Source organism: Hydrogenophaga sedimenti (genome assembly GCF_051857515.1).
Lineage (GTDB): Bacteria > Pseudomonadota > Gammaproteobacteria > Burkholderiales > Burkholderiaceae_C > Hydrogenophaga.
In genome coordinates this window covers 250957-269443 of record NZ_JBPZHA010000001.1, presented here as the reverse complement: position 1 = coordinate 269443, position 18487 = coordinate 250957, and the positions used below count along the sequence as shown (strand labels likewise).

The following is an 18487-nucleotide window of genomic DNA, read 5'->3' as shown; positions in this document are numbered from 1 at the left end:
TGTAAACAGCCTGGTCCGGAAGTCCCATGCGGGATACCGCGTACGACCACTGAAGAACCTTCAGTCTGCATGGGAATGTCGGCGCCCTAGAATCAGAGGTTCGCGGAAGGGGAGTAGTCCCAAGCGCGTCCTGTCCACCCTGCGACAGGATGGCGCCGAACAGCGTGTCGTCAATACGGTTCCGTTCAAGGAGCCCGGCGCGCTGGGCCCACCAGACCGGTGGGCTGGGCAAGACCTTCAGATACTCACCCATCTGGAGCCTCCCCATGGAATTCCTGTCCACCGCCTGGTGGTCGGCGCTGCTCGCCATCATCCTCATCGACCTCGTGCTGGCAGGCGACAACGCCATCGTCATCGCTCTGGCCGCCCGCAGCCTGCCTCCCGCCCTGCAGAAGAAGGCCATCATCTGGGGTACGGTAGGTGCGATCGTCGTGCGCTCCATCATGACCATCGGCGTGGTCTGGCTGCTCAAGATCCCGGGTCTGATGCTGGTTGGTGGCGTGGCGCTGCTCTGGATTGCCTACAAGCTGATCGCGGACGACGAAGGCGGGGACGACCATGGCCCGGGCGCCACCACCTTCTGGGGCGCAATGAAGACCATCGTGGTGGCCGATGCGATCATGGGCATCGACAACGTTCTGGGCGTGGCGGGTGCGGCCCATGGATCGTTTGACCTCGTGGTCATCGGCCTGCTGGTGAGCGTCCCCATCGTGGTGTTCGGCAGCACCGTCGTGCTCAAGCTGGTCGAGCGCTTCCCGTCCATCATGTACATCGGTGCCGCGGTACTGGCGTTCACCGCCGGCAGCATGATCGTCAACGAGAAGCTGGTGTTCGACACCTTCCACACCACCGGCACGGAACCGGCCACCAATGCCTTGTACTGGGTGGTGATCGGCCTGTGCATTGCGGGGGTGCTGGCCGCCGGATGGTGGCGCAACCGCCGCCACGCCGACAGCGATCCTGCGGCTCCCGTCTGAAGGACAAAGCCATGGGACCGGTGCTATGCTGGTCCCATGAAAACCATCCTGACCTGGCTGCTCGCCGCCTGCGCCCTGCTCCTGGTGGCCTACCTGTACCCCGGGGTGCAGGTGCAGAACTTCACGTCGGCCCTGATCGCGGCGTTCGTGATCGGGCTGTTCAACATGGTGCTGCGGCCAATCCTCGTGATCCTGACGTTGCCGGTCACCATCATCACGCTGGGCCTGTTCCTGTTCGTGATCAACGCCCTGCTGTTCTGGGCGGCCGCCAGCATGCTCGACGGCTTCCACGTCAACGGGTTCGGAGCCGCGCTGCTGGGTTCGCTGATCTACTCGGCCATCATGCTGATGGTCGACGCGGCGGTGAAATCACTCCTGTCGCGCTGAATCGCGCTGCAGGGCTTCCACCTCGCGCCGGCGCACGTCGATGATCGCCAGCTCCATGGCGTCGGCGCTGCGGTCGGCCGCCGGGAGCATCTGGGCCGCACGGAAGCGTTCGGCCGCGCCACCGAAATCCAGCTGCGCCGCGTGCGCCTCCGCGTCGGAACGCACCGACCGCAACCGCTGCCCCAGCGCCGCCTGGACCCGCGAGAGCACCTGCCAAGCCGCCGCATCCTTGGGCCGCGTCACCAGCCAGTCCTGGAGACGGGACGCCACCGCGGGCAGGGCGGTCTGCGTCCGCAAGGCGGCCTCCGCTCCCAGCAGCAGATCGGCGCGCGTGCTGCCCGCCAGCGCCTGATCCCGCAACGGGCCCAGCGCGCCGTCGGCCAGCCCCTTGGCGCCCGGTGCGGCCAGGATTTCGAGTTGCAGCAAATCCCAGGTCGCCTGGGTCGGTGCCGGGGCAGCCGCGCGCCCACGTCTGGCCAGTGCCAGGGCCTGCGCCGCCTGGCCCAGCCGGTGCGCCGACAACGCGGCTGCGTACAGGGCCGGCGCACTGGCCTGCGGCGCCTGGGCCGCCTGGGCCCAAGCACGCTGACGGTCCGGGCCGTTTTCCGACAGGACACGGGCCCGTGCCGCCATCAGCTGATGCAGCTCCTTGGGCGGCGCCACACTGGAAACCACCGGGGCGCCGACACGTGGGCCGCTGGGCGCGGCCGGTGCCAGGGGAATGCGGGCATGCATGTCGGCGACCCGCTCGCTGGTCAGCGGGTGGCTGCGCAGGTACGGGAAGGAGCCGTCGTCGTTCAGGCGCGCGGCCTGCTGCAGCTTGTCGAACATGCTCACGAAGCCCTGTCCCTCGAAACCGGCGCCGGTGAGCACACCGAACCCGACTCGGTCGGCTTCGCGCTCCATGTCGCGCGAGAAGTTGAGCTGGTTCTGGATCGCGACCGCCTGGCTGCCGGCGATCGCGGCGTTGGCCACATCGACATTCGACCGCGCCGCCAGCACGCCCAGGATCATCGCGCCCATCAGCCAGGGCGCCATCTGGTCCTGCTTCGACAACATGCGGGCGATGTGGCGCTGCGACACGTGGCTGAGTTCGTGCGCCATCACGCTGGCCAGCTCGGGCGCGGTCTCGGTGACCGCGATCAGGCCCAGCTGCACCCCCATGTAACCGCCGGGCAATGCAAAGGCGTTGACGCGCTTGTCTCTGGAAATCAGCAGTTGCCAGGCGAGCCGGTCCGACAGCTCGGGAGGAATGTCGCCCCGCGCCCGCGCCGCGCCCAGCAAGGGCTGCCACAGCACGTTGAGATAGTCGACCAGCACCGGGTCGTCCAGGTAGTCCGGGTCGCGGAAGATGTCGCGCGCGATGCTGTCGCCCAGCCGCCGCTCGGCGGAGATCGACATGCCGCTCACATCGCCCAGCGAGGGCAGGGCCGCGTTCTGGGCCCACGACACCGGACAGGGAGCCAGCAACACCGATGCGGCCATCAGCCAGGCCAACGGCCGCGGCCAGGAAGGGCTACTGCCCGGACGGAAGCGGAAAGTCATCCCCGTATGATGCCGCCAAGCCCCAGTGGTTTCCGTAAAGTCCACGCAAAGTTGCATCGCCATGACCGACACACCCAAGACCACGATGACCAGTCCCCTGACCCATTTCGACGCCCAGGGCCAGGCCCACATGGTCGATGTTTCGGCCAAGGCCAGCACCCACCGGGTCGCGGTCGCCGAAGGCCGGATTGAGATGCTGCCGTCGACACTGGCGCTGATCCAGAGCGGAACGGCCAAGAAAGGCGACGTGCTGGGCATTGCCCGCATTGCCGGCATCCAGGGCGCCAAGAAGACCAGCGACCTGATCCCGCTGTGCCACCCGATCGCGCTCACGCGGGTGGCGGTCGAGTTCGAGGTGGACGAAGCGACCAGCAGCGTGCTGTGCCGCGCGACCGCCGAGTGCACCGGTCAGACGGGTGTGGAGATGGAAGCCCTGACCGCCTGCAGCGTCGCCCTGCTCACGATCTACGACATGTGCAAGGCGGTCGACCGCGCAATGACGATCGGCGGGGTGCGGTTGATGGAGAAGCGGGGTGGGAAGTCGGGTCATTTCGTCGCGACCTGACCCACCGCTTAGAACGGGTCGATTGGAAGGTACCCGACCATGTTCAAGTCCTTGTCGAGAACTACGGTCCAATAGTGCGCCCGAGATACCAAAGGGAAGGTCAGATAGTCGGAAGCACGACCGGCGCGATCAGCGATCCATTGATCTACCAGCTGGCGCACATCTTCACTATGAGATCGGAGCACTTCCAACGGTTGAGCTCTTCGTCGAATCGCTTCGCGATTCTGTTCCGACAGAGTTTGCCAAAACCTCGGCTGCAATGACAGGTCCTTGCCGGCGATCGCCAGTTCAGTGGCCTTTAGTTTTTCCCCTGGATTCTTAGCCTCCCTTAAACCGATCGTTCGGATGCCCACGTTTGGTACAGTCTGAAACTCCACATCTGCTTCCCTCAGGTCAGTCGCCTCAATATCCGCAGAGGTAATCACCACGAAACGATCTACCTCATGCACCAAATACACCGGGCGCGCCTGATACATCGACCACAGGCCGTAGGTCAACGCCACCAATTGAATGCCCGCAACTACGATCAAATCGCGACGAAGCTCCTCAATCGGTTTGCGTCGGTTAAACACCAGCCAAGTCAACAAAGGTCCTACAACAACGTCGACTCCGACGAGAACGCTGAATAGGTGCCCCCCCCCGGATATCTCCCGGAACGGGTAAGGATATAAAACAACAAACACCCAACCGGCAACAAGCAGTCCGACAATCAAACTGATGCCAAGATGAATGCCAGAGGCACGAAACCGATCCCTCAATCCGTCCATGGTGTAAAGCTGTTTTCTGGCGACATTGCTCATAACAAAAAGGCGCCCGAAGGCGCCTTTTTAAACCCCAGCAGTTGCTCAGCGGCAGTTGGCGGGAGCGTACTTTGCCAACAGCGTACCAGCAGCCAATGCAGCCATGCCCTGACCGGCGCCGTAGGTGTTGGCGGTACTTGCGCACGACCAATCAATCGTCCCGGTGACCCCCGCAGCTTGGGCAGCCTGCAGTTGCAGCGTGGTGGCGGCACCTGCAGCAGTCGTACCGCGGATGTACGGCGTCAAGGTGAGAGTGTTAGCACCGGCGGCCAGACCGACAGTAGCGGGAGTATAGGTAACGGTGATCATGCCAGTAGGGTTGGCTGCATCCATCAGCACCGAGGTCACCATCTTGCTGAAAGCACCGTTGCCACCAGCTTGTGCATTCCACTGGGTCCTCACATTTACCAAGTCGGCCGTAGCAGCAGCGCCTTCGGTCTTGATACGCGCTTGTGCATCGGCAGCAATGGTCAGACCTTCCGTCACGCGGGCACGGATCGTGTAGTCCTGATAAGCCGGCAGCGCAACGGCAGCCAGGATACCGATGATGGCCACCACGATCATCAGTTCGATCAGGGTGAAACCTTTTTGCAGGGAACGCTTCATGAAAACTCCTTGAGGGGTTTGTGGGTTGAGGACGTGTACTCATCAGCAGGGAGCGTGCCAAGCCGATAAACTCTGTTTTTTGCGTGCTTTTTCACGCTTTATTGCCCACCAGTGACGATTTGTGTCCTGTGCCGCTGCTCGTCACTGACAATTTTTGTCGCCCTCCGCACAGATTCGCGTTGAAGCGAAGTCCCTTGAGGACCTAAACCACTGGGCTGCTGCAGGTTTCAAAGACATCTTGTTAAGGCGGAAGATGAAACCGGAGGTGGCTCATGGAGAGAAGAAGGACATTCAGTCAAGAGTTCAAGCTCGAGATAGTCAAGCTGGTCAGCCAGCAATCTTGCACGCAGATTCTCCAAAGCAAAAAGGCGCCCGAAGGCGCCTTTTTAAACCCCAGCAGTTGCTCAGCGGCAGTTGGCGGGAGCGTACTTTGCCAACAGCGTACCAGCAGCCAATGCAGCCATGCCCTGACCGGCGCCGTAGGTGTTGGCGGTACTTGCGCACGACCAATCAATCGTCCCGGTGACCCCCGCAGCTTGGGCAGCCTGCAGTTGCAGCGTGGTGGCGGCACCTGCAGCAGTCGTACCGCGGATGTACGGCGTCAAGGTGAGAGTGTTAGCACCGGCGGCCAGACCGACAGTAGCGGGAGTATAGGTAACGGTGATCATGCCAGTAGGGTTGGCTGCATCCATCAGCACCGAGGTCACCATCTTGCTGAAAGCACCGTTGCCACCAGCTTGTGCATTCCACTGAGTTGTCACGTTCTGGAGGTCGGCCGTAGCAGCAGCGCCTTCGGTCTTGATACGCGCTTGTGCATCGGCAGCGATGGTCAGACCTTCCGTCACGCGGGCACGGATCGTGTAGTCCTGATAAGCCGGCAGCGCAACGGCAGCCAGGATACCGATGATGGCCACCACGATCATCAGTTCGATCAGGGTGAAACCTTTTTGCAGGGAACGCTTCATGAAAACTCCTTGAGGGGTTTGTGGGTTGGTGATGACCTTGAAGAGCAGAGAGCGTGCCAAGTGGAATTGCACGACTTTCCGGGCGCTTTTTCACGCTTAGCCAGCAGCCAGTGACGATTTGTGTCCTGCGTGACCGCCAGTCACTGACAATTTTTGTCGCCCTTGCCCTAGCGAACAAAAATTGTCAAAGCTCGAAGGTCTGCCCGGCGCTCAGCCAGCGGATGTCGTGGCGCACGTCGCCGGCGCGGTTCGGCGCCTCGTCGAACCGCTGGATCTCGTCCATGATCAGGCCGGTTTCGGCCGGCTTGGTGTGGGTGATGTAGATCGGGAAGCGTCGCTCGCGGTCGATCTGGTCCAGCTCTTCGGCCAGGGAGCTCGGGGCCAGGTGCAGGCTGCGCTGGGCCAGCGCTTTTTCCCGGTCGCTGAACGCCGTCTCGATGATGAGCAGCGCGACATCGATGCGGTTGATCCGCTGCCAGAACGCCGGATTGCGCTCGGTATCCCCACTGAACACCCAGTGGCCGCTGGGGCTGTCCACGGCGTAGCCGACCGCCGGCACGGTGTGCACCGCGGGCAGCACCTCCACGCGCTTGCCCCCCACCAGCAACTGCTCCCCCACCGTGATCGGCACGAAGCGCATCAACGGGGTCTCGACACTGGGAATGGCGGCGAAGTCGGGCCAGATGAGGTTGTTGAACACATGGATCTGCAAGGCCGAAATGGTGCCGGGCAGGGCATGCACCGTCAGTGGCGGCGCCCCGGCGGCCAGCCGCTGGGCGGCCACCGCATCCAGCATCAGCGGCAGGCTGGCCACGTGGTCCAGGTGGGAATGGGTCAGCAGGACATGGTCGATCCGGGCCATCTCCTCCAGACTGAGGTCTCCGACGCCCGTGCCGGCATCGATCAGGACGTCGTCGTCCATCAGAAAGGAGGTGGTCCGGCAGCCATGGGCAATGGCGCCTGAGCAACCCAGCACACGTACCCGCATCAATGTTCCCGTCGGTTGGTCTGAGAGGCGTCTGCCCGCTATTTGGTATCGAACGAATTCGCACCGTCCCAGTCCGGGGGCAGCGGAGACTGCTTCATGGAGCCTACCCGTTCGGCGCACAGCCGGTAAAGGACTTTTTTGGCATTTCTCGCCTGTAGCTCCTCCAGCCGTGCTTCACAGACGGCCCAGTCGCGCGCCCTCCAGGCCTTGCGCACCAGTTGCCACAGGTGCAGCTCTTGCGCCAGTGTGTCGTCCGGCAATCCGGTTGCCAGCGGCGTGTGGATCGCCACCGCCTGCAGCTTGCCTTTGACGCGCACCAGATCCAGCTCCTGCCAGACAAAACCGGGGGCCTCGCGGCGGGTGCTCTCGCTGGCGACGATCGTCACGCCATAGTGCCTGGACAGCCCCTCCAGCCGCGAGCCCAGGTTGACCGCGTCGCCGACCACGGTGTAGCTGCGGCGCACGTCCGAGCCCATGTCCCCGACACACATTTCGCCGGTGTTCAGACCGATGCCGACCGCGATGTCGGGCAGGCCGGCCTGCCGGCGCTCGGCATTGATCCGCTCGATCTCCTGCGACATCTCCAGCGCGGCACGCACCGCCAGCGTGGCGTGTTCGGCCGTGTCGACCGGCGCCCCCCAGAAAGCCATCACGCAGTCGCCCATGTATTTGTCGATCGTGCCGCGGTGGCTGCGGATCACATGGGTCAGGCGGCTGAACACCATGTTGAGCAGCTCTTGCAACTGCGTGGGCGACATCGCTTCCGCACTGGCAGTGAACCCGCGCATGTCACAGAACATCACCGTCAGTTCCCGCGTCGTGGCGGTCATGCTGTAGCGGTCCGGGTCCTTGACCATCTCGTCGACCAGCTCGGGCGGGACATAGGTGCCAAACAGCTGCGCCAGCTCGCGCTTGGCCCGACTCTCGACCAGGTAGCCATAACTCATGTTCACCACAAAGGCCAGCCCCGCCATCACCAGGGTGCTGGCCATCGGCAGCGCCAACCCGTGGGCCACATACAGCCAGGTGTTGAGGCCGATCACCGCACCGATCACCCCGACGCTCAGCGCCACGGCCCGCGCCGCACTGAGCAGCGGCAACCCCAGCGCCAGCACCAGCCCGGTCAGCAGCATCACCACCGCTTCGTAACCGGCGGCGTAATCGGGTCTGGTGGTCAGGCGCCGGTCCAGCAGACCCGAGATCAGGTTGGCATGGGTCTCCACGCCCGGATAGGCCTCCCCCACCGGCGTCGCCCGCAGGTCCAGCAGGCCCGGCGCCGTGGTGCCGATCAGCACCATCCGCCCCGTCAGTTCGCCCTTGGGCAGGCGCCCGGACAGCACGTCGGCGGCCGGCACATACCGGAACGACCCGCCTTGCGGCCCACCCGGCCCGCGAAACGGCAGCAGCGCCGTCAGGTGGTCGTCGACCGGAATCTTCTGGCTCGCCTTGCCCGAGCGCAACACCAGACTCTCCAGGGTCCTGCTCCCGCCCCCGGCACCGGCGCCCGCCGGAAATCCGGGTTCGACCGCCGGCAGCCCCATCCACAGCCGGTACATGGCCAGGGCCAGCGACTCGTAGTAAGCACCCTGGTATTCGGCCAGCAGGGGCAGGGACCGGACCACGCCATCGCTGCCCGGCACGGTGTTGAAGAATCCGGCCACGGGTGCTGCCTGGGCCAATGGAGCAATGTTGGCGCCGTGCCCGGTCCAGTGCAAGGCCTGGATGTCGTGCCCGCCCAGATCCTCCCGGCGCCAGACCGGCGCAGGCAGCTGCCCGGTGGCGCGCGCCTGGGGCTCGCTGGAAAAGTAGTAGCCCATGGCCACGGGTCGTCCGCGCAAGGCGCCGGCCAACCGCTGGTCGTGGTCCAGCTGGGGCCGCAACCGGTTCAGCCGATCGGCAAATCCCGGCAGCTCACGCAGCTCCTGGCGGGCCAGCCGCTCCAGCTGCGGCAGCCCCGTGCTCCGGTCCGCTTCGGCAAACACGGTGTCGAAGCCCACCAGCGCCACGCCTTGCTGCTCGAACAGCTGGTCGACCAGCTGCGCCATGCGGTCCCTCGGCCAGGGCCACTGTCCGATCTCGGACAGGCTTTTTTCGTCCACATCGACGATCACGATCCGCGGGTCCAGGGACGCCGGCATGGTCCAGCGCAGGCGCGCGTCGTAGATGATGTCGTCCAGGCGCTGCAGGATGCCCAGAGGCAGCACGCCGACCACGTGCAGCACGGCAAACAGCAGGGGCAGCAGCGTGACGGCCACACGGGGGCCGTGTCTGCTCAGCACCTGCATGAAAGATCGCGGAAAGATGCAGGCACCCGGTCAGCGCGCCCGCGGGTGAAGCCGATCAGGACTGCACGAACTGCATCTGCGTGCCGGCCAGCTCGATCAGGTCGCCGTCGTGCAGGTTCACGGCCTCGGTGGTCAGGGCCGAACCGTTGATGGTGGGCTTGACGGCCCCTTCGACCAGCGCCACCACATAGCCGTGCGGCCGGCGCGTGATCGCAGCCACCGCCACCCCGGGCTTGCCGATGGTCGTGACCACCTTCACCAGAGGCACTTCACGGCCAGCGGCCGCACCCGACATCACGCGAATCGCGGCGTTGCCCACCACGGCGGATTCGGCACCGACGACCGAGCCGGAATTGATCACTGTCGTCTTTTCATGCGCATCGGCAGCACCATCGTGCACGAACTTGATCTTGTACTTGCCGATCTCGACCGTGTCCCCGTTCTGCAACTGCTGCTTCTTGATGGCCTTGCCATTCACGTAGGTGCCATTGGTGCTGTTGAGGTCTTCCAGAAACACCTCGGCGCCCGACATCTGCATCACCGCATGCTCACCACTGACGGCCAGGTTGTCGATCACGATGTCGTTGTAAGGACGACGGCCCAGGGTGGTGCGGTCTTTCGTGAGCTGCACCTCCTTGATGACAACGCCATCGATGGAAACGATCATTTTCGGCATGGCCGACTCCTGTGGAACCTTGGAAACAAAACTAAATGATTACTGCTGCCCGAGCATACGCGACAACAACCCCCTGCGGACCGGCTTGGCCCGGGCCAATGCCAGTATCACCGAAATATTATCGCGCCCACCACAGCCATTGGCGTCCTCGACCAGCGTCCGCCCGATCTGCTCCAGTGGCGCGCCCTCCATGAGAATCGCGGCAATTCGGGGATCCGGCACCATGTCGCTCAATCCGTCGGAACAGAACAGGTACAGATCACCGTCCTCCACCCGGAACTCGTTGACTTCAAGCAAGACGGTGTCTTCCACACCCAGGGCGCGGGTCACCAGGTTCTTGTGTGTTGCAAACTGGGCCTGTTCGAGCGAAATCAGTCCCGCATCGATTTGTTCCTGCAACAGAGAATGGTCCCGGGTGATCTGCTGCAGGGTGTTTCCGCGCAACCGGTAGCAGCGCGAATCCCCGACGTGGCCGATCATGGCCCTGGTTCCCTGGAACACGCCCATGACCAGGGTGGTTCCCATGCCCGCGTACAGCGGATTGGAATTGGCCGCGTTGAAGATGGAGCGGTTGGCGTTGTCGACGCAGATTTCCATCGCCCGCTTCAGTTCGCGCACCGGCGCTTCCTGCCCGCCTTCGCTCATCCAGCGGCCCAGTTCCGTGTGGATGAAGCTGGTGGCCATGGCGCTGGCCACCTCGCCTGCGTTGTACCCACCCATGCCGTCGGCCAACACCACCACTTGATTGGCGGGGTCGAGCGACACCGAGTCTTCGTTGTTCTCGCGAATCAACCCGGGGTCCGTCTGGCTGTAGTACTCGAAAATCATGTAGACCGGTTTTATAGCCTGAAACAGGGTTGAGGGTGGCCATCGGTCGCGACATTTGTCACGGATCGGGACAGTCCCGGTCCACTCCCGGCGGATATTCCCGTCGGGCCGGGCAGAAGCGGCCTGTCCCTCAAAAAACAAAGGCAACGCGAGCGTTGCCTTTGTTCATTCTCTGCAGAGAGGAAACCTGCCTCAGAGTTGCGCCTTGAGCAGCTTGCCCAGTTCGGACGGGTTGCGCGTGATGATGAAACCACACTCTTCCATGATCGCGAGCTTGGCATCGGCGGTGTCGGCACCACCGGAGATCAGCGCGCCGGCGTGGCCCATGCGCTTGCCGGGAGGCGCGGTCACGCCAGCGATGAAGCCGACGATGGGCTTCTTCATGTTGGCCTTGCACCACTGGGCGGCTTCGGCTTCGTCCGGGCCACCGATTTCACCGATCATGATCACGGCGTCGGTGTCGGGATCGTCGTTGAAGGCCTTCATCACGTCGATGTGCTTCAGGCCATTGATCGGGTCGCCACCGATGCCGACGGCGCTGGACTGGCCCAGGCCGACTTCGGTCAGCATGGCCACGGCTTCATAGGTCAGCGTGCCCGAACGGGACACGACGCCGATGCGGCCCTTGCGGTGGATGTGACCGGGCATGATGCCGATCTTGATTTCGTCGGGCGTGATCAGGCCGGGGCAGTTCGGGCCCAGCAGCAGCGTCTTCTTGCCGCCAGCGGCTTCTTTGGCCTTCATCTTGTTGCGCACTTCCAGCATGTCCTTGACCGGGATGCCTTCGGTGATGCAGACGGCCAGGTCCAGGTCGGCCTCGACGGCTTCCCAGATCGCGGCAGCGGCACCCGCGGGCGGCACGTAGATCACAGACACGGTGGCGCCGGTCTGCTGGGCGGCTTCCTTGACGGTCGAGTAGATCGGGATGTTGAAGATCGACTCGCCGGCCTTCTTCGGGTTCACACCGGCCACGAAGCAGTTCTTGCCGTTCGCGTATTCCTGGCACTTCTCGGTGTGGAACTGACCGGTCTTGCCCGTGATGCCCTGGGTGATGACCTTGGTGTCTTTGTTGATGTAGATCGACATGGTTTCTTCTCCGGGCTTATTTGACGGCGGCGACGATCTTGGTCGCGGCTTCGGCCATGGTGTCGGCGGCGATGATCGGCAGGCCGGATTCGGCCAGCAGCTTCTTGCCCAGCTCTTCGTTGGTGCCCTTCATGCGCACCACCAGCGGCACGCTGAGGTTGGTCGCCTTGCAGGCGGTGATCACGCCGGTGGCGATGGTGTCGCACTTCATGATGCCGCCGAAGATGTTGACCAGGATGCCCTTGACCTTGGTGTTCTTGAGCATGATCTTGAAGGCTTCGGTGACCTTCTCGGCGGTGGCGCCGCCGCCCACGTCCAGGAAGTTGGCCGGCTCGCCGCCGAACAGCTTGATGGTGTCCATGGTGGCCATGGCCAGGCCGGCACCGTTCACCAGGCAGCCGATGTTGCCGTCCAGGCTGATGTAAGCCAGGTCGAACTTCGAGGCTTCGATTTCGGCCGGGTCTTCTTCGTCCAGATCGCGGAAGGCCACGATCTCGGGGTGGCGGAACAGGGCGTTGGAATCGAAGTTGAACTTCGCGTCCAGGGCCATCAGGTTGCCCTTGGAGTCACAGTTCAGCGGGTTGATCTCGACCAGGGACGCGTCGGTGTCCATGTAGCACTTGTAGATCTTGGCGAAGATGTCCACCGCCTGGTCCACGGAGGCGCCGGTCAGGCCAATGGCGGCCGCGACCTTGCGGGACTGCGCTTCGGTGATGCCAGCCAGCGGGTCGATCATCTCGGTGACGATCTTCTCGGGCGTGGAGTGCGCCACTTCCTCGATGTCCATGCCGCCTTCGCTCGACGCGATCAGGGCCACCTTCTGCGTGGCGCGGTCGGTCACCAGCGACACATACAGTTCATTCTTGATGTCGGCGCCGTCTTCGATGTACAGGCGACGGACCTTCTGGCCTTCGGGGCCGGTCTGGTGGGTCTTGAGCTGCATGCCCAGGATTTCCGAGGCACGCGCCTTCACGTCGTCGATCGACTTGGCGACCTTCACGCCGCCGCCCTTGCCACGGCCACCGGCGTGGATCTGGGCCTTCACCACCCAGACCGGTCCACCAAGCTTTTGCGCGGCTTCAACGGCTTCCTGCACCGTGAACGCGGGAATTCCGCGCGGAACCGGCACACCAAACTGACGCAAGATTTCCTTGCCTTGGTACTCGTGAATCTTCATGAGGTCTCTCTCGGACTGGGGGTTGTTCGATCCGGCCTAAAGGCACAGCCGGTGCGCGGGCTTGTGGACACGGCAACCGACGACTGTATCATGTTGCGACGCACCAAACAGGTGAGCGACCGCTTACATAATGCATAATTATAGGATCCGGTCGCTGAATCCCAACTGACAACACAGGACCACGCCATGGCCAAGATCTTCATCGACGGCGAAGCCGGCACCACGGGCTTGCAGATCCGCGAACGGCTGCAGCCGATGCCGGCCATCGAGCTGCTGAGCATCGCTCCCGAGCGCCGCAAGGACCCCGAGGCCAAAAAGGCGCTGATGGCCGAGGCCGATCTCGTGATCCTGTGCCTGCACGACGACGCGGCCATCGAGTCGGTCGCCATGATCGACACCCTGCCCGGCCGCAAGCCGCGCATCATCGACGCCTCGACCGCCCACCGCTGCAACGACGCCTGGGCGTATGGCTTTCCCGAACTGAGCGCCGGCCAGCGCGAGGCGGTGCAGAAGGCCGACCGTGTCGCCAACCCGGGGTGTTACGCCACCGGTGCCATCGCGATCCTGCGACCGCTGGTCGAGGCCGGCCTGCTGCCCAAAGACTTCCCCGTGTCGCTGCCGTCGGTCAGCGGTTACTCGGGTGGTGGCCGCACCATGATCGAGGCCTACGAAGCCGGCACCGCACCGCTGCACGAAGCCTACGCGCTGGGTCTGGCGCACAAGCACATTCCTGAAATCCAGCGCTACACCGGCCTGTCGCGCCGCCCCATCTTCATTCCCGCGGTGGGCAACTTCCGCCAGGGCATGCTGGTGCAGTTGCCGCTGCACCTGGACGATCTGCCCGGAAAGCCCAAAGCCGGCGACCTGCACGACACCCTGGTGGCGCACTACGCAGCCAGCGCCGCCCAGGGTGGCTGGGTCAGCGTGTTGCCTGCCACCGCCGACGGGAAGCTGGACGCCACCGCGCTGAACGACACGAACCAGCTGGAACTGCGCGTGTTCGCCAACGAGGCGCACCGCCACGCCGTCGTGATCGCGCGCCTGGACAACCTGGGCAAGGGTGCCAGCGGCGCCGCCGTGCAGAACCTGCAGCTGATGCTGGGGCTGTAACCCCGGGCGTTTCAGTCGTCTTCGCCGCCGCTGACCACGCGGCGGATCGCCTCGGCGCCGAAGCCGCGCGCGGCCAGGAAACGCATCTGCTTCGCGCGGCCGGCCGCATCGGCCGCCGCCTCGCCGAACTTCTTGCGCCAGACTTCGCGGGCGCGCTGCACCTCGGTGCCACGCAATCGATCCAGCGCCTCGGCCATGGCATCTGCGCTGATGCCCTTGGCCTGCAGTTCCTGTTTCACACGGCCCACGCCCAGCCGGGCAGCGCGCCGGTGGATCACCGACTCGACCACCCGCTGATCGCTGATGAAGCCCTTGGCCTGCAGCTCGTCCAGCGACCGCTGCAGTTCACCCGACTCCTCCTCATGGGGCGCCAGCTTCTTCTCCAGCTCGGCGCGGGAGTGCTCCCGCCCGGCCAGCAGCCGCAGCGCGCGACCCTTGAGCGAGATCTTGTCGAAGCCCACCGCCAGGCTTATTCAGCGGCCTCGGCTTCGGCGGCTGCCTTGGCCTTCTTGCCCTTGGCGGCCGGTGCGGCGGCCTCCTGGGCCGATGCGTCGACCGGCAGCAGCGGCACACCCAGCTCGTCGCGCACCTTGTTCTCGATCTCGACGCGCAACTCGGGGTTCTCCTTGAGGAACTCGCGCGCGTTGTCGCGGCCCTGGCCGATCTTCTCGCCGTTGTAGGCGTACCAGGCGCCGGACTTTTCAATCACGCGATGCACCACGCCCAGGTCCAGGATCTCGCCTTCGCGGCTGATGCCTTCGCCGAACAGGATGTCGAACTCGGCCGTCTTGAACGGAGGCGCCACCTTGTTCTTCACCACCTTGACCTTGGTCTCGTTGCCGATCGCCTCTTCGCCCTTCTTGATGGTGCCGGTGCGGCGGATGTCCAGGCGGACTGAGGCGTAGAACTTCAGCGCGTTGCCGCCGGTGGTGGTTTCGGGGCTGCCGAACATCACGCCGATCTTCATGCGGATCTGGTTGATGAAGATGACGGTGCAGTTGGTCTTCTTGATCGTCGCGGTGAGCTTGCGCAGGGCCTGGCTCATCAGGCGGGCCTGCAGGCCGGGCAGCGAGTCGCCCATCTCGCCTTCGATTTCGGCCTTGGGCGTGAGCGCCGCCACCGAGTCCACCACCACCAGATCGACGGCGCCGGAGCGCACCAGCGAGTCCACGATTTCCAGCGCCTGTTCACCGGTGTCGGGCTGGCTGATCAGCAGCTCCTGCAGGTTCACGCCCAGCTTCTGCGCGTACTGCACGTCCAGCGCGTGTTCGGCGTCGACGAAGGCGCAGGTGCCGGCCAGGCGCTGCATCTCGGCGATGACCTGCAAGGTCAGCGTGGTCTTGCCTGAGGACTCCGGGCCGTAGATCTCGATCACGCGGCCGCGCGGCAGGCCGCCGACGCCCAGCGCGATGTCCAGCCCCAGCGAACCGGTGGACACGACCTGGATGTCTTCGATCACCTCGCCTTCGCCCAGGCGCATGATGGTGCCCTTGCCGAACTGCTTTTCGATCTGGGCGAGGGCGGCCTGCAGGGCCTTGGCTTTTTCGGTGTTGACAGCTGCGTCCATGTTCAGTGCTCCTGTGTGTGAGAGTGGGTACTGGCTTTCAGACTGTGGATTTGTATACAGGCTGGATGCTTGAACAGGAGTTTATCCAGCAATACCTTTTTGACAATCCAAAATATGGTCAGTTTGCCTTACCATTTGGCGTGACCGAAAACCACCCGCCATCCCACCCCGACGACCGCTGGCGCTCTGGCCATCTGGGCCGGCTGATGGGCCAGGCGCTGCGCCGTTTCGACGAGCGCGTGCTGTTCCTGATGGCGCACGACGCCAACGTGCCGCTGGCGCTGTCCAACCTGGCGGCGCGCGAGCAGATCGGCGCCGCCCACATCCACATCACGCGCCACCTCGCTCTCAAGGGTTCGCGCCTGACCGAGCTGGCGGCCAGCGCCGGCATGAGCAAGCAGGCCATGGGCGATCTCGTGACGCAGTGCGAGGCCTGGGATCTGGTGCGGCGCGAGCCCGATCCGCTGGACGCGCGGGCACGCCGCATCGTCTTCACCGACACCGGCCTGCTGTGGCTGGAGGCCTTCCGGCAGGCGGTGGCGCGCACCGAAGCGGAGTTCCGCACGATGGTCGGCGACGACGTCGCGACCGTCGTGGCACTGGGCCTGGAAGCGTATGCTTCAAGATGAGACGCGCCACCTACAATGAACCAAGAACACGTTAGGAGACAAGCATGCGCATCCTGATTGCCGAAGACGACCAGGTCCTCGCCGATGGCCTGTTGCGCAGCCTGCGGGCGGCCGGCGCCGCGGTCGACCACGTGGCCACCGGCAGCGAGGCCGACGCGGCCCTGATGACCAACAACGAGTTCGACCTGCTGATCCTGGACCTGGGCCTGCCCAAGCTGCACGGGCTGGAAGTGCTCAAGCGCCTGCGCTCACGTGGCTCCACATTGCCGGTGCTGATCCTGACCGCCGCCGACAGCATCGAAGAGCGCGTCAAGGGCCTGGACTACGGCGCCGACGACTACATGGCCAAGCCGTTCTCGCTGCAGGAACTCGAGGCGCGCGTGCGCGCCCTGACGCGCCGCGGCATGGGCGGCGCCAGCTCCACCATCAAGCACGGTCCGCTGGTGTACGACCAGGCCGGCCGCGTGGCCACCATCGACGGCAAGATGGTCGAACTCTCGGCGCGCGAACTGGGCCTGCTGGAGGTGCTGCTGCAGCGCGCCGGGCGGCTGGTCAGCAAGGACCAGCTGGTCGAGCGGCTGTGCGAGTGGGGCGAAGAGGTGAGCAACAACGCCATCGAGGTCTATATCCACCGCCTGCGCAAGAAGATCGAGAAGGGCCCGATCCGCATCGCCACGGTGCGCGGCCTGGGCTACTGCCTCGAAAAGATCTGAGGCCCCTCTGCCACCGACATGGCCGACGAGAAGCACGACAGCGAGCGCATCACCTTCGGCCTGTTCCAGCGCGAACAGCGCAGCCTGTTCGGCGAGATCCTGGACTGGATGCTCACGCCGCTGCTGCTGCTGTGGCCGCTGTCGCTGGCGCTGACCTGGTTCGTCGCACAGGGCATCGCCAGCAAGCCGTTTGACCGCGCGCTGGAGTTCAACCTGCAGGCCCTGACCCAGTTCGTCGTGAGCAAGGACGACAAGGTCAGCTTCAACCTCACGCCGCAGGCGCGCGACCTGCTGCGAGCCGACGACAGCGACCTGGTGTTCTACCAGCTGCTGGACCCGCGCCAGGGCGTGCTCAGCGGCGAGCCGGACTTCCCCACCCCCTCGGACAGCGACGTGCCGACCGCCGGCCGCGTCATGCTGCGCGACGACGTGGTGCACGGCGATGCGGTGCGCGTGGCCTACACCTGGCTGGAGCGGCACCGCGACCCGAACCATCTGGTGCTGATGCAGGTGGCCGAGACCAAGGGCAAGCGCTCGACGCTGGCGACCGAAATCATCAAGGGCGTGATGGTCCCGCAGTTCGTGATCCTGCCGCTGGCGGTGCTGCTGGTCTGGCTGGCGCTGGTGCGCGGCATCCGGCCGCTGTCGGAGCTGGAGCAGAAGATCCGCGCCCGCAAGCCCGACGACCTGAGCCCGATCGAGGAATCGTTCATTCCGCAGGAGGTCGCGCCGCTGGTGTCGTCGATCAACGACCTGCTGACCCGCCTGAAGGTATCGCTGACCACCCAGAAGCGCTTCCTGGCGGATGCGGCGCACCAGCTCAAGACCCCGCTGGCGGGCCTGCGCATGCAGGCGGAACTCGCGCAGCGCGAATCCAATCCGCAGGACATCCGCAGCTCGCTGCAGCAGATCGCGCGCTCAAGCAAGCGCGCCACCCACACCGTCAACCAGCTGCTGGCGCTGGCCCGCGCCGAAACCACGGGCCGCGCCCTGCCCACCGCGCAGATCGATCTGGCGCAACTGGTGACCGACGTGGTGCGCGACTCGGTGCCGCGCGCGCTGGAACACGGCACCGATCTCGGCTACGAGGGCCCCGACGAGATGCCCGCCATCTGTCTGATGGACGGCAACCCGACGCTGCTGCAGGAAATGACGCGCAACCTGGTCGACAACGCGATCAACTACAGCGGCCAGGGCGGCGTGGTGACCGCCCGCGTGCTGTTCGACCGCTTCAGCGGCGTGCAGATCCTGCAGGTGGAAGACAACGGCCCCGGCATTCCGGAGAACGAGCGCGAACTGGTGCTGCAGCCGTTCTACCGCGCACTGGGCACCAACGTCGACGGCTCGGGCCTGGGGCTGGCGATCGTGCACGAGATCGCGCAGCAGCACGGTGCGGTGGTGATGATGGAAGACGCGCACCCGGAGCACGCCCGGCGCGGTCTGCAGGTCTCGATCCGCTTCGCGCCGCGCCGGCCCACCAACGAGTAGACCTGCCCCCACGCTCCGCCGCTGCGCGGGTCGCTGCCTCCCGAGGGGGCTGGGCCTGCCTTGGGAGCGGCCCGGCGGCTGGCCCGTTGCCCCCG

General features: G+C 64.8%; 19 protein-coding genes. 7 read left to right on the top strand and 12 right to left on the bottom strand.

What is annotated here, in order from left to right; genetic code table 11:
- Positions 1 to 266: 266 nt before the first annotated feature.
- Together ACS5NL_RS01315 and ACS5NL_RS01310 are read left to right on the top strand one after the other, a co-directional pair.
- Positions 267 to 977 carry a TerC family protein gene (locus ACS5NL_RS01315; protein ID WP_439351759.1) on the top strand — a complete coding sequence of 237 codons (711 nt, stop codon included), beginning with the start codon at positions 267 to 269 and terminating at the stop codon, positions 975 to 977.
- Between the two features lie 36 nt (positions 978 to 1013).
- Positions 1014 to 1364, top strand: coding sequence for a phage holin family protein (locus ACS5NL_RS01310; RefSeq protein WP_439351758.1), 351 nt, complete (start codon positions 1014 to 1016; stop codon positions 1362 to 1364).
- Here the strand turns inward: ACS5NL_RS01310 and ACS5NL_RS01305 are convergent.
- Positions 1347 to 2909, bottom strand: a complete 1563-nt coding sequence (locus tag ACS5NL_RS01305) for a M48 family metalloprotease (protein ID WP_439351757.1) — start codon at positions 2907 to 2909, stop codon at positions 1347 to 1349. The two genes, ACS5NL_RS01310 and ACS5NL_RS01305, sit on opposite strands and share 18 nt — an antisense overlap.
- Before the next feature lie 61 nt (positions 2910 to 2970).
- Here ACS5NL_RS01305 and moaC point away from each other — a divergent pair, with 61 nt between their 5' ends.
- Positions 2971 to 3474 (top strand): cyclic pyranopterin monophosphate synthase MoaC, encoded by a 504-nt coding sequence (gene moaC, locus ACS5NL_RS01300; protein ID WP_439351756.1) that lies wholly within the window; start codon positions 2971 to 2973, stop codon positions 3472 to 3474.
- Positions 3475 to 3482: 8 nt separating this feature from the next.
- On the opposite strand, the gene tfpZ is transcribed toward moaC, so the two are convergent.
- The 9 genes from tfpZ to sucC form a co-directional block, all read right to left on the bottom strand.
- Positions 3483 to 4274, bottom strand: a complete 792-nt coding sequence (gene tfpZ / locus ACS5NL_RS01295) for a TfpX/TfpZ family type IV pilin accessory protein (RefSeq protein WP_439351755.1) — start codon at positions 4272 to 4274, stop codon at positions 3483 to 3485.
- A 45-nt stretch (positions 4275 to 4319) separates the two neighbouring features.
- Positions 4320 to 4880, bottom strand: coding sequence for a pilin (locus ACS5NL_RS01290; protein ID WP_439351754.1), 561 nt, complete (start codon positions 4878 to 4880; stop codon positions 4320 to 4322).
- Positions 4881 to 5284: 404 nt separating this feature from the next.
- Entirely contained in the window at positions 5285 to 5845 is a 561-nt protein-coding gene (locus ACS5NL_RS01285; RefSeq protein WP_439351753.1) for a pilin, read from the bottom strand.
- Between the two features lie 184 nt (positions 5846 to 6029).
- Positions 6030 to 6833, bottom strand: coding sequence for a 3',5'-cyclic-nucleotide phosphodiesterase (locus ACS5NL_RS01280; protein WP_439351752.1), 804 nt, complete (start codon positions 6831 to 6833; stop codon positions 6030 to 6032).
- 38 nt (positions 6834 to 6871) lie between these two features.
- A complete protein-coding gene (locus tag ACS5NL_RS01275; RefSeq protein WP_439351751.1) occupies positions 6872 to 9118 on the bottom strand; it encodes a CHASE2 domain-containing protein in 2247 nt (748 codons plus the stop codon).
- 55 nt (positions 9119 to 9173) lie between these two features.
- The gene (locus ACS5NL_RS01270) at positions 9174 to 9794 is read right to left on the bottom strand and encodes an FHA domain-containing protein (protein WP_439351750.1); all 621 of its coding nucleotides are present in this window, start codon (positions 9792 to 9794) and stop codon (positions 9174 to 9176) included.
- A 39-nt stretch (positions 9795 to 9833) separates the two neighbouring features.
- Entirely contained in the window at positions 9834 to 10622 is a 789-nt protein-coding gene (locus ACS5NL_RS01265) for a Stp1/IreP family PP2C-type Ser/Thr phosphatase (RefSeq protein WP_439351749.1), read from the bottom strand.
- 192 nt (positions 10623 to 10814) lie between these two features.
- A complete protein-coding gene (gene sucD / locus ACS5NL_RS01260) occupies positions 10815 to 11708 on the bottom strand; it encodes a succinate--CoA ligase subunit alpha (protein WP_411367592.1) in 894 nt (297 codons plus the stop codon).
- A 16-nt stretch (positions 11709 to 11724) separates the two neighbouring features.
- Entirely contained in the window at positions 11725 to 12885 is a 1161-nt protein-coding gene (gene sucC, locus ACS5NL_RS01255; protein WP_439351748.1) for an ADP-forming succinate--CoA ligase subunit beta, read from the bottom strand.
- Positions 12886 to 13071: 186 nt separating this feature from the next.
- On the opposite strand from sucC, the gene argC reads away from it, so the two are divergent.
- On the top strand, positions 13072 to 13995 hold the full coding sequence (gene argC / locus ACS5NL_RS01250; protein WP_439351747.1) for an N-acetyl-gamma-glutamyl-phosphate reductase: 924 nt from the start codon (positions 13072 to 13074) through the stop codon (positions 13993 to 13995).
- Between the two features lie 11 nt (positions 13996 to 14006).
- Here argC and recX read toward each other — a convergent pair whose 3' ends face one another.
- Together recX and recA are read right to left on the bottom strand one after the other, a co-directional pair.
- On the bottom strand, positions 14007 to 14456 hold the full coding sequence (gene recX, locus ACS5NL_RS01245) for a recombination regulator RecX (RefSeq protein ID WP_439351746.1): 450 nt from the start codon (positions 14454 to 14456) through the stop codon (positions 14007 to 14009).
- Between the two features lie 8 nt (positions 14457 to 14464).
- Positions 14465 to 15562, bottom strand: coding sequence for a recombinase RecA (gene recA / locus ACS5NL_RS01240; RefSeq protein ID WP_439351745.1), 1098 nt, complete (start codon positions 15560 to 15562; stop codon positions 14465 to 14467).
- Positions 15563 to 15768: 206 nt separating this feature from the next.
- On the opposite strand from recA, the gene ACS5NL_RS01235 reads away from it, so the two are divergent.
- The 3 genes from ACS5NL_RS01235 to ACS5NL_RS01225 are packed head-to-tail and all read left to right on the top strand — an operon-like array spanning position 15769 to position 18392.
- Entirely contained in the window at positions 15769 to 16191 is a 423-nt protein-coding gene (locus ACS5NL_RS01235) for a MarR family winged helix-turn-helix transcriptional regulator (protein ID WP_439352034.1), read from the top strand.
- Positions 16192 to 16235: 44 nt separating this feature from the next.
- Positions 16236 to 16904: a response regulator gene (locus ACS5NL_RS01230; protein ID WP_411367586.1), complete on the top strand. Its 669-nt coding sequence runs from the start codon at positions 16236 to 16238 to the stop codon at positions 16902 to 16904.
- An 18-nt stretch (positions 16905 to 16922) separates the two neighbouring features.
- Positions 16923 to 18392, top strand: a complete 1470-nt coding sequence (locus tag ACS5NL_RS01225; protein WP_439351744.1) for a sensor histidine kinase — start codon at positions 16923 to 16925, stop codon at positions 18390 to 18392.
- Positions 18393 to 18487: the final 95 nt, after the last annotated feature.

Excerpts from the sequence above, each read along its gene's own strand:
- ACS5NL_RS01230 (WP_411367586.1), top strand. The coding sequence starts at position 16,236 with ATGCGCATCCTGATTGCCGAAGACGACCAGGTCCTCGCCGATGGCCTG.
- ACS5NL_RS01315 (WP_439351759.1), top strand. The coding sequence starts at position 267 with ATGGAATTCCTGTCCACCGCCTGGTGGTCGGCGCTGCTCGCCATCATC.
- argC (WP_439351747.1), top strand. The coding sequence starts at position 13,072 with ATGGCCAAGATCTTCATCGACGGCGAAGCCGGCACCACGGGCTTGCAG.
- moaC (WP_439351756.1), top strand. The coding sequence starts at position 2,971 with ATGACCGACACACCCAAGACCACGATGACCAGTCCCCTGACCCATTTC.
- recA (WP_439351745.1), bottom strand. The coding sequence starts at position 15,562 with ATGGACGCAGCTGTCAACACCGAAAAAGCCAAGGCCCTGCAGGCCGCC.
- ACS5NL_RS01285 (WP_439351753.1), bottom strand. The coding sequence starts at position 5,845 with ATGAAGCGTTCCCTGCAAAAAGGTTTCACCCTGATCGAACTGATGATC.
- ACS5NL_RS01265 (WP_439351749.1), bottom strand. The coding sequence starts at position 10,622 with ATGATTTTCGAGTACTACAGCCAGACGGACCCCGGGTTGATTCGCGAG.
- ACS5NL_RS01280 (WP_439351752.1), bottom strand. The coding sequence starts at position 6,833 with ATGCGGGTACGTGTGCTGGGTTGCTCAGGCGCCATTGCCCATGGCTGC.
- ACS5NL_RS01305 (WP_439351757.1), bottom strand. The coding sequence starts at position 2,909 with ATGACTTTCCGCTTCCGTCCGGGCAGTAGCCCTTCCTGGCCGCGGCCG.
- sucD (WP_411367592.1), bottom strand. The coding sequence starts at position 11,708 with ATGTCGATCTACATCAACAAAGACACCAAGGTCATCACCCAGGGCATC.
- tfpZ (WP_439351755.1), bottom strand. The coding sequence starts at position 4,274 with ATGAGCAATGTCGCCAGAAAACAGCTTTACACCATGGACGGATTGAGG.
- ACS5NL_RS01275 (WP_439351751.1), bottom strand. The coding sequence starts at position 9,118 with ATGCAGGTGCTGAGCAGACACGGCCCCCGTGTGGCCGTCACGCTGCTG.
- ACS5NL_RS01310 (WP_439351758.1), top strand. The coding sequence starts at position 1,014 with ATGAAAACCATCCTGACCTGGCTGCTCGCCGCCTGCGCCCTGCTCCTG.
- ACS5NL_RS01235 (WP_439352034.1), top strand. The coding sequence starts at position 15,769 with ATGGGCCAGGCGCTGCGCCGTTTCGACGAGCGCGTGCTGTTCCTGATG.
- ACS5NL_RS01290 (WP_439351754.1), bottom strand. The coding sequence starts at position 4,880 with ATGAAGCGTTCCCTGCAAAAAGGTTTCACCCTGATCGAACTGATGATC.
- sucC (WP_439351748.1), bottom strand. The coding sequence starts at position 12,885 with ATGAAGATTCACGAGTACCAAGGCAAGGAAATCTTGCGTCAGTTTGGT.
- ACS5NL_RS01270 (WP_439351750.1), bottom strand. The coding sequence starts at position 9,794 with ATGCCGAAAATGATCGTTTCCATCGATGGCGTTGTCATCAAGGAGGTG.
- ACS5NL_RS01225 (WP_439351744.1), top strand. The coding sequence starts at position 16,923 with ATGGCCGACGAGAAGCACGACAGCGAGCGCATCACCTTCGGCCTGTTC.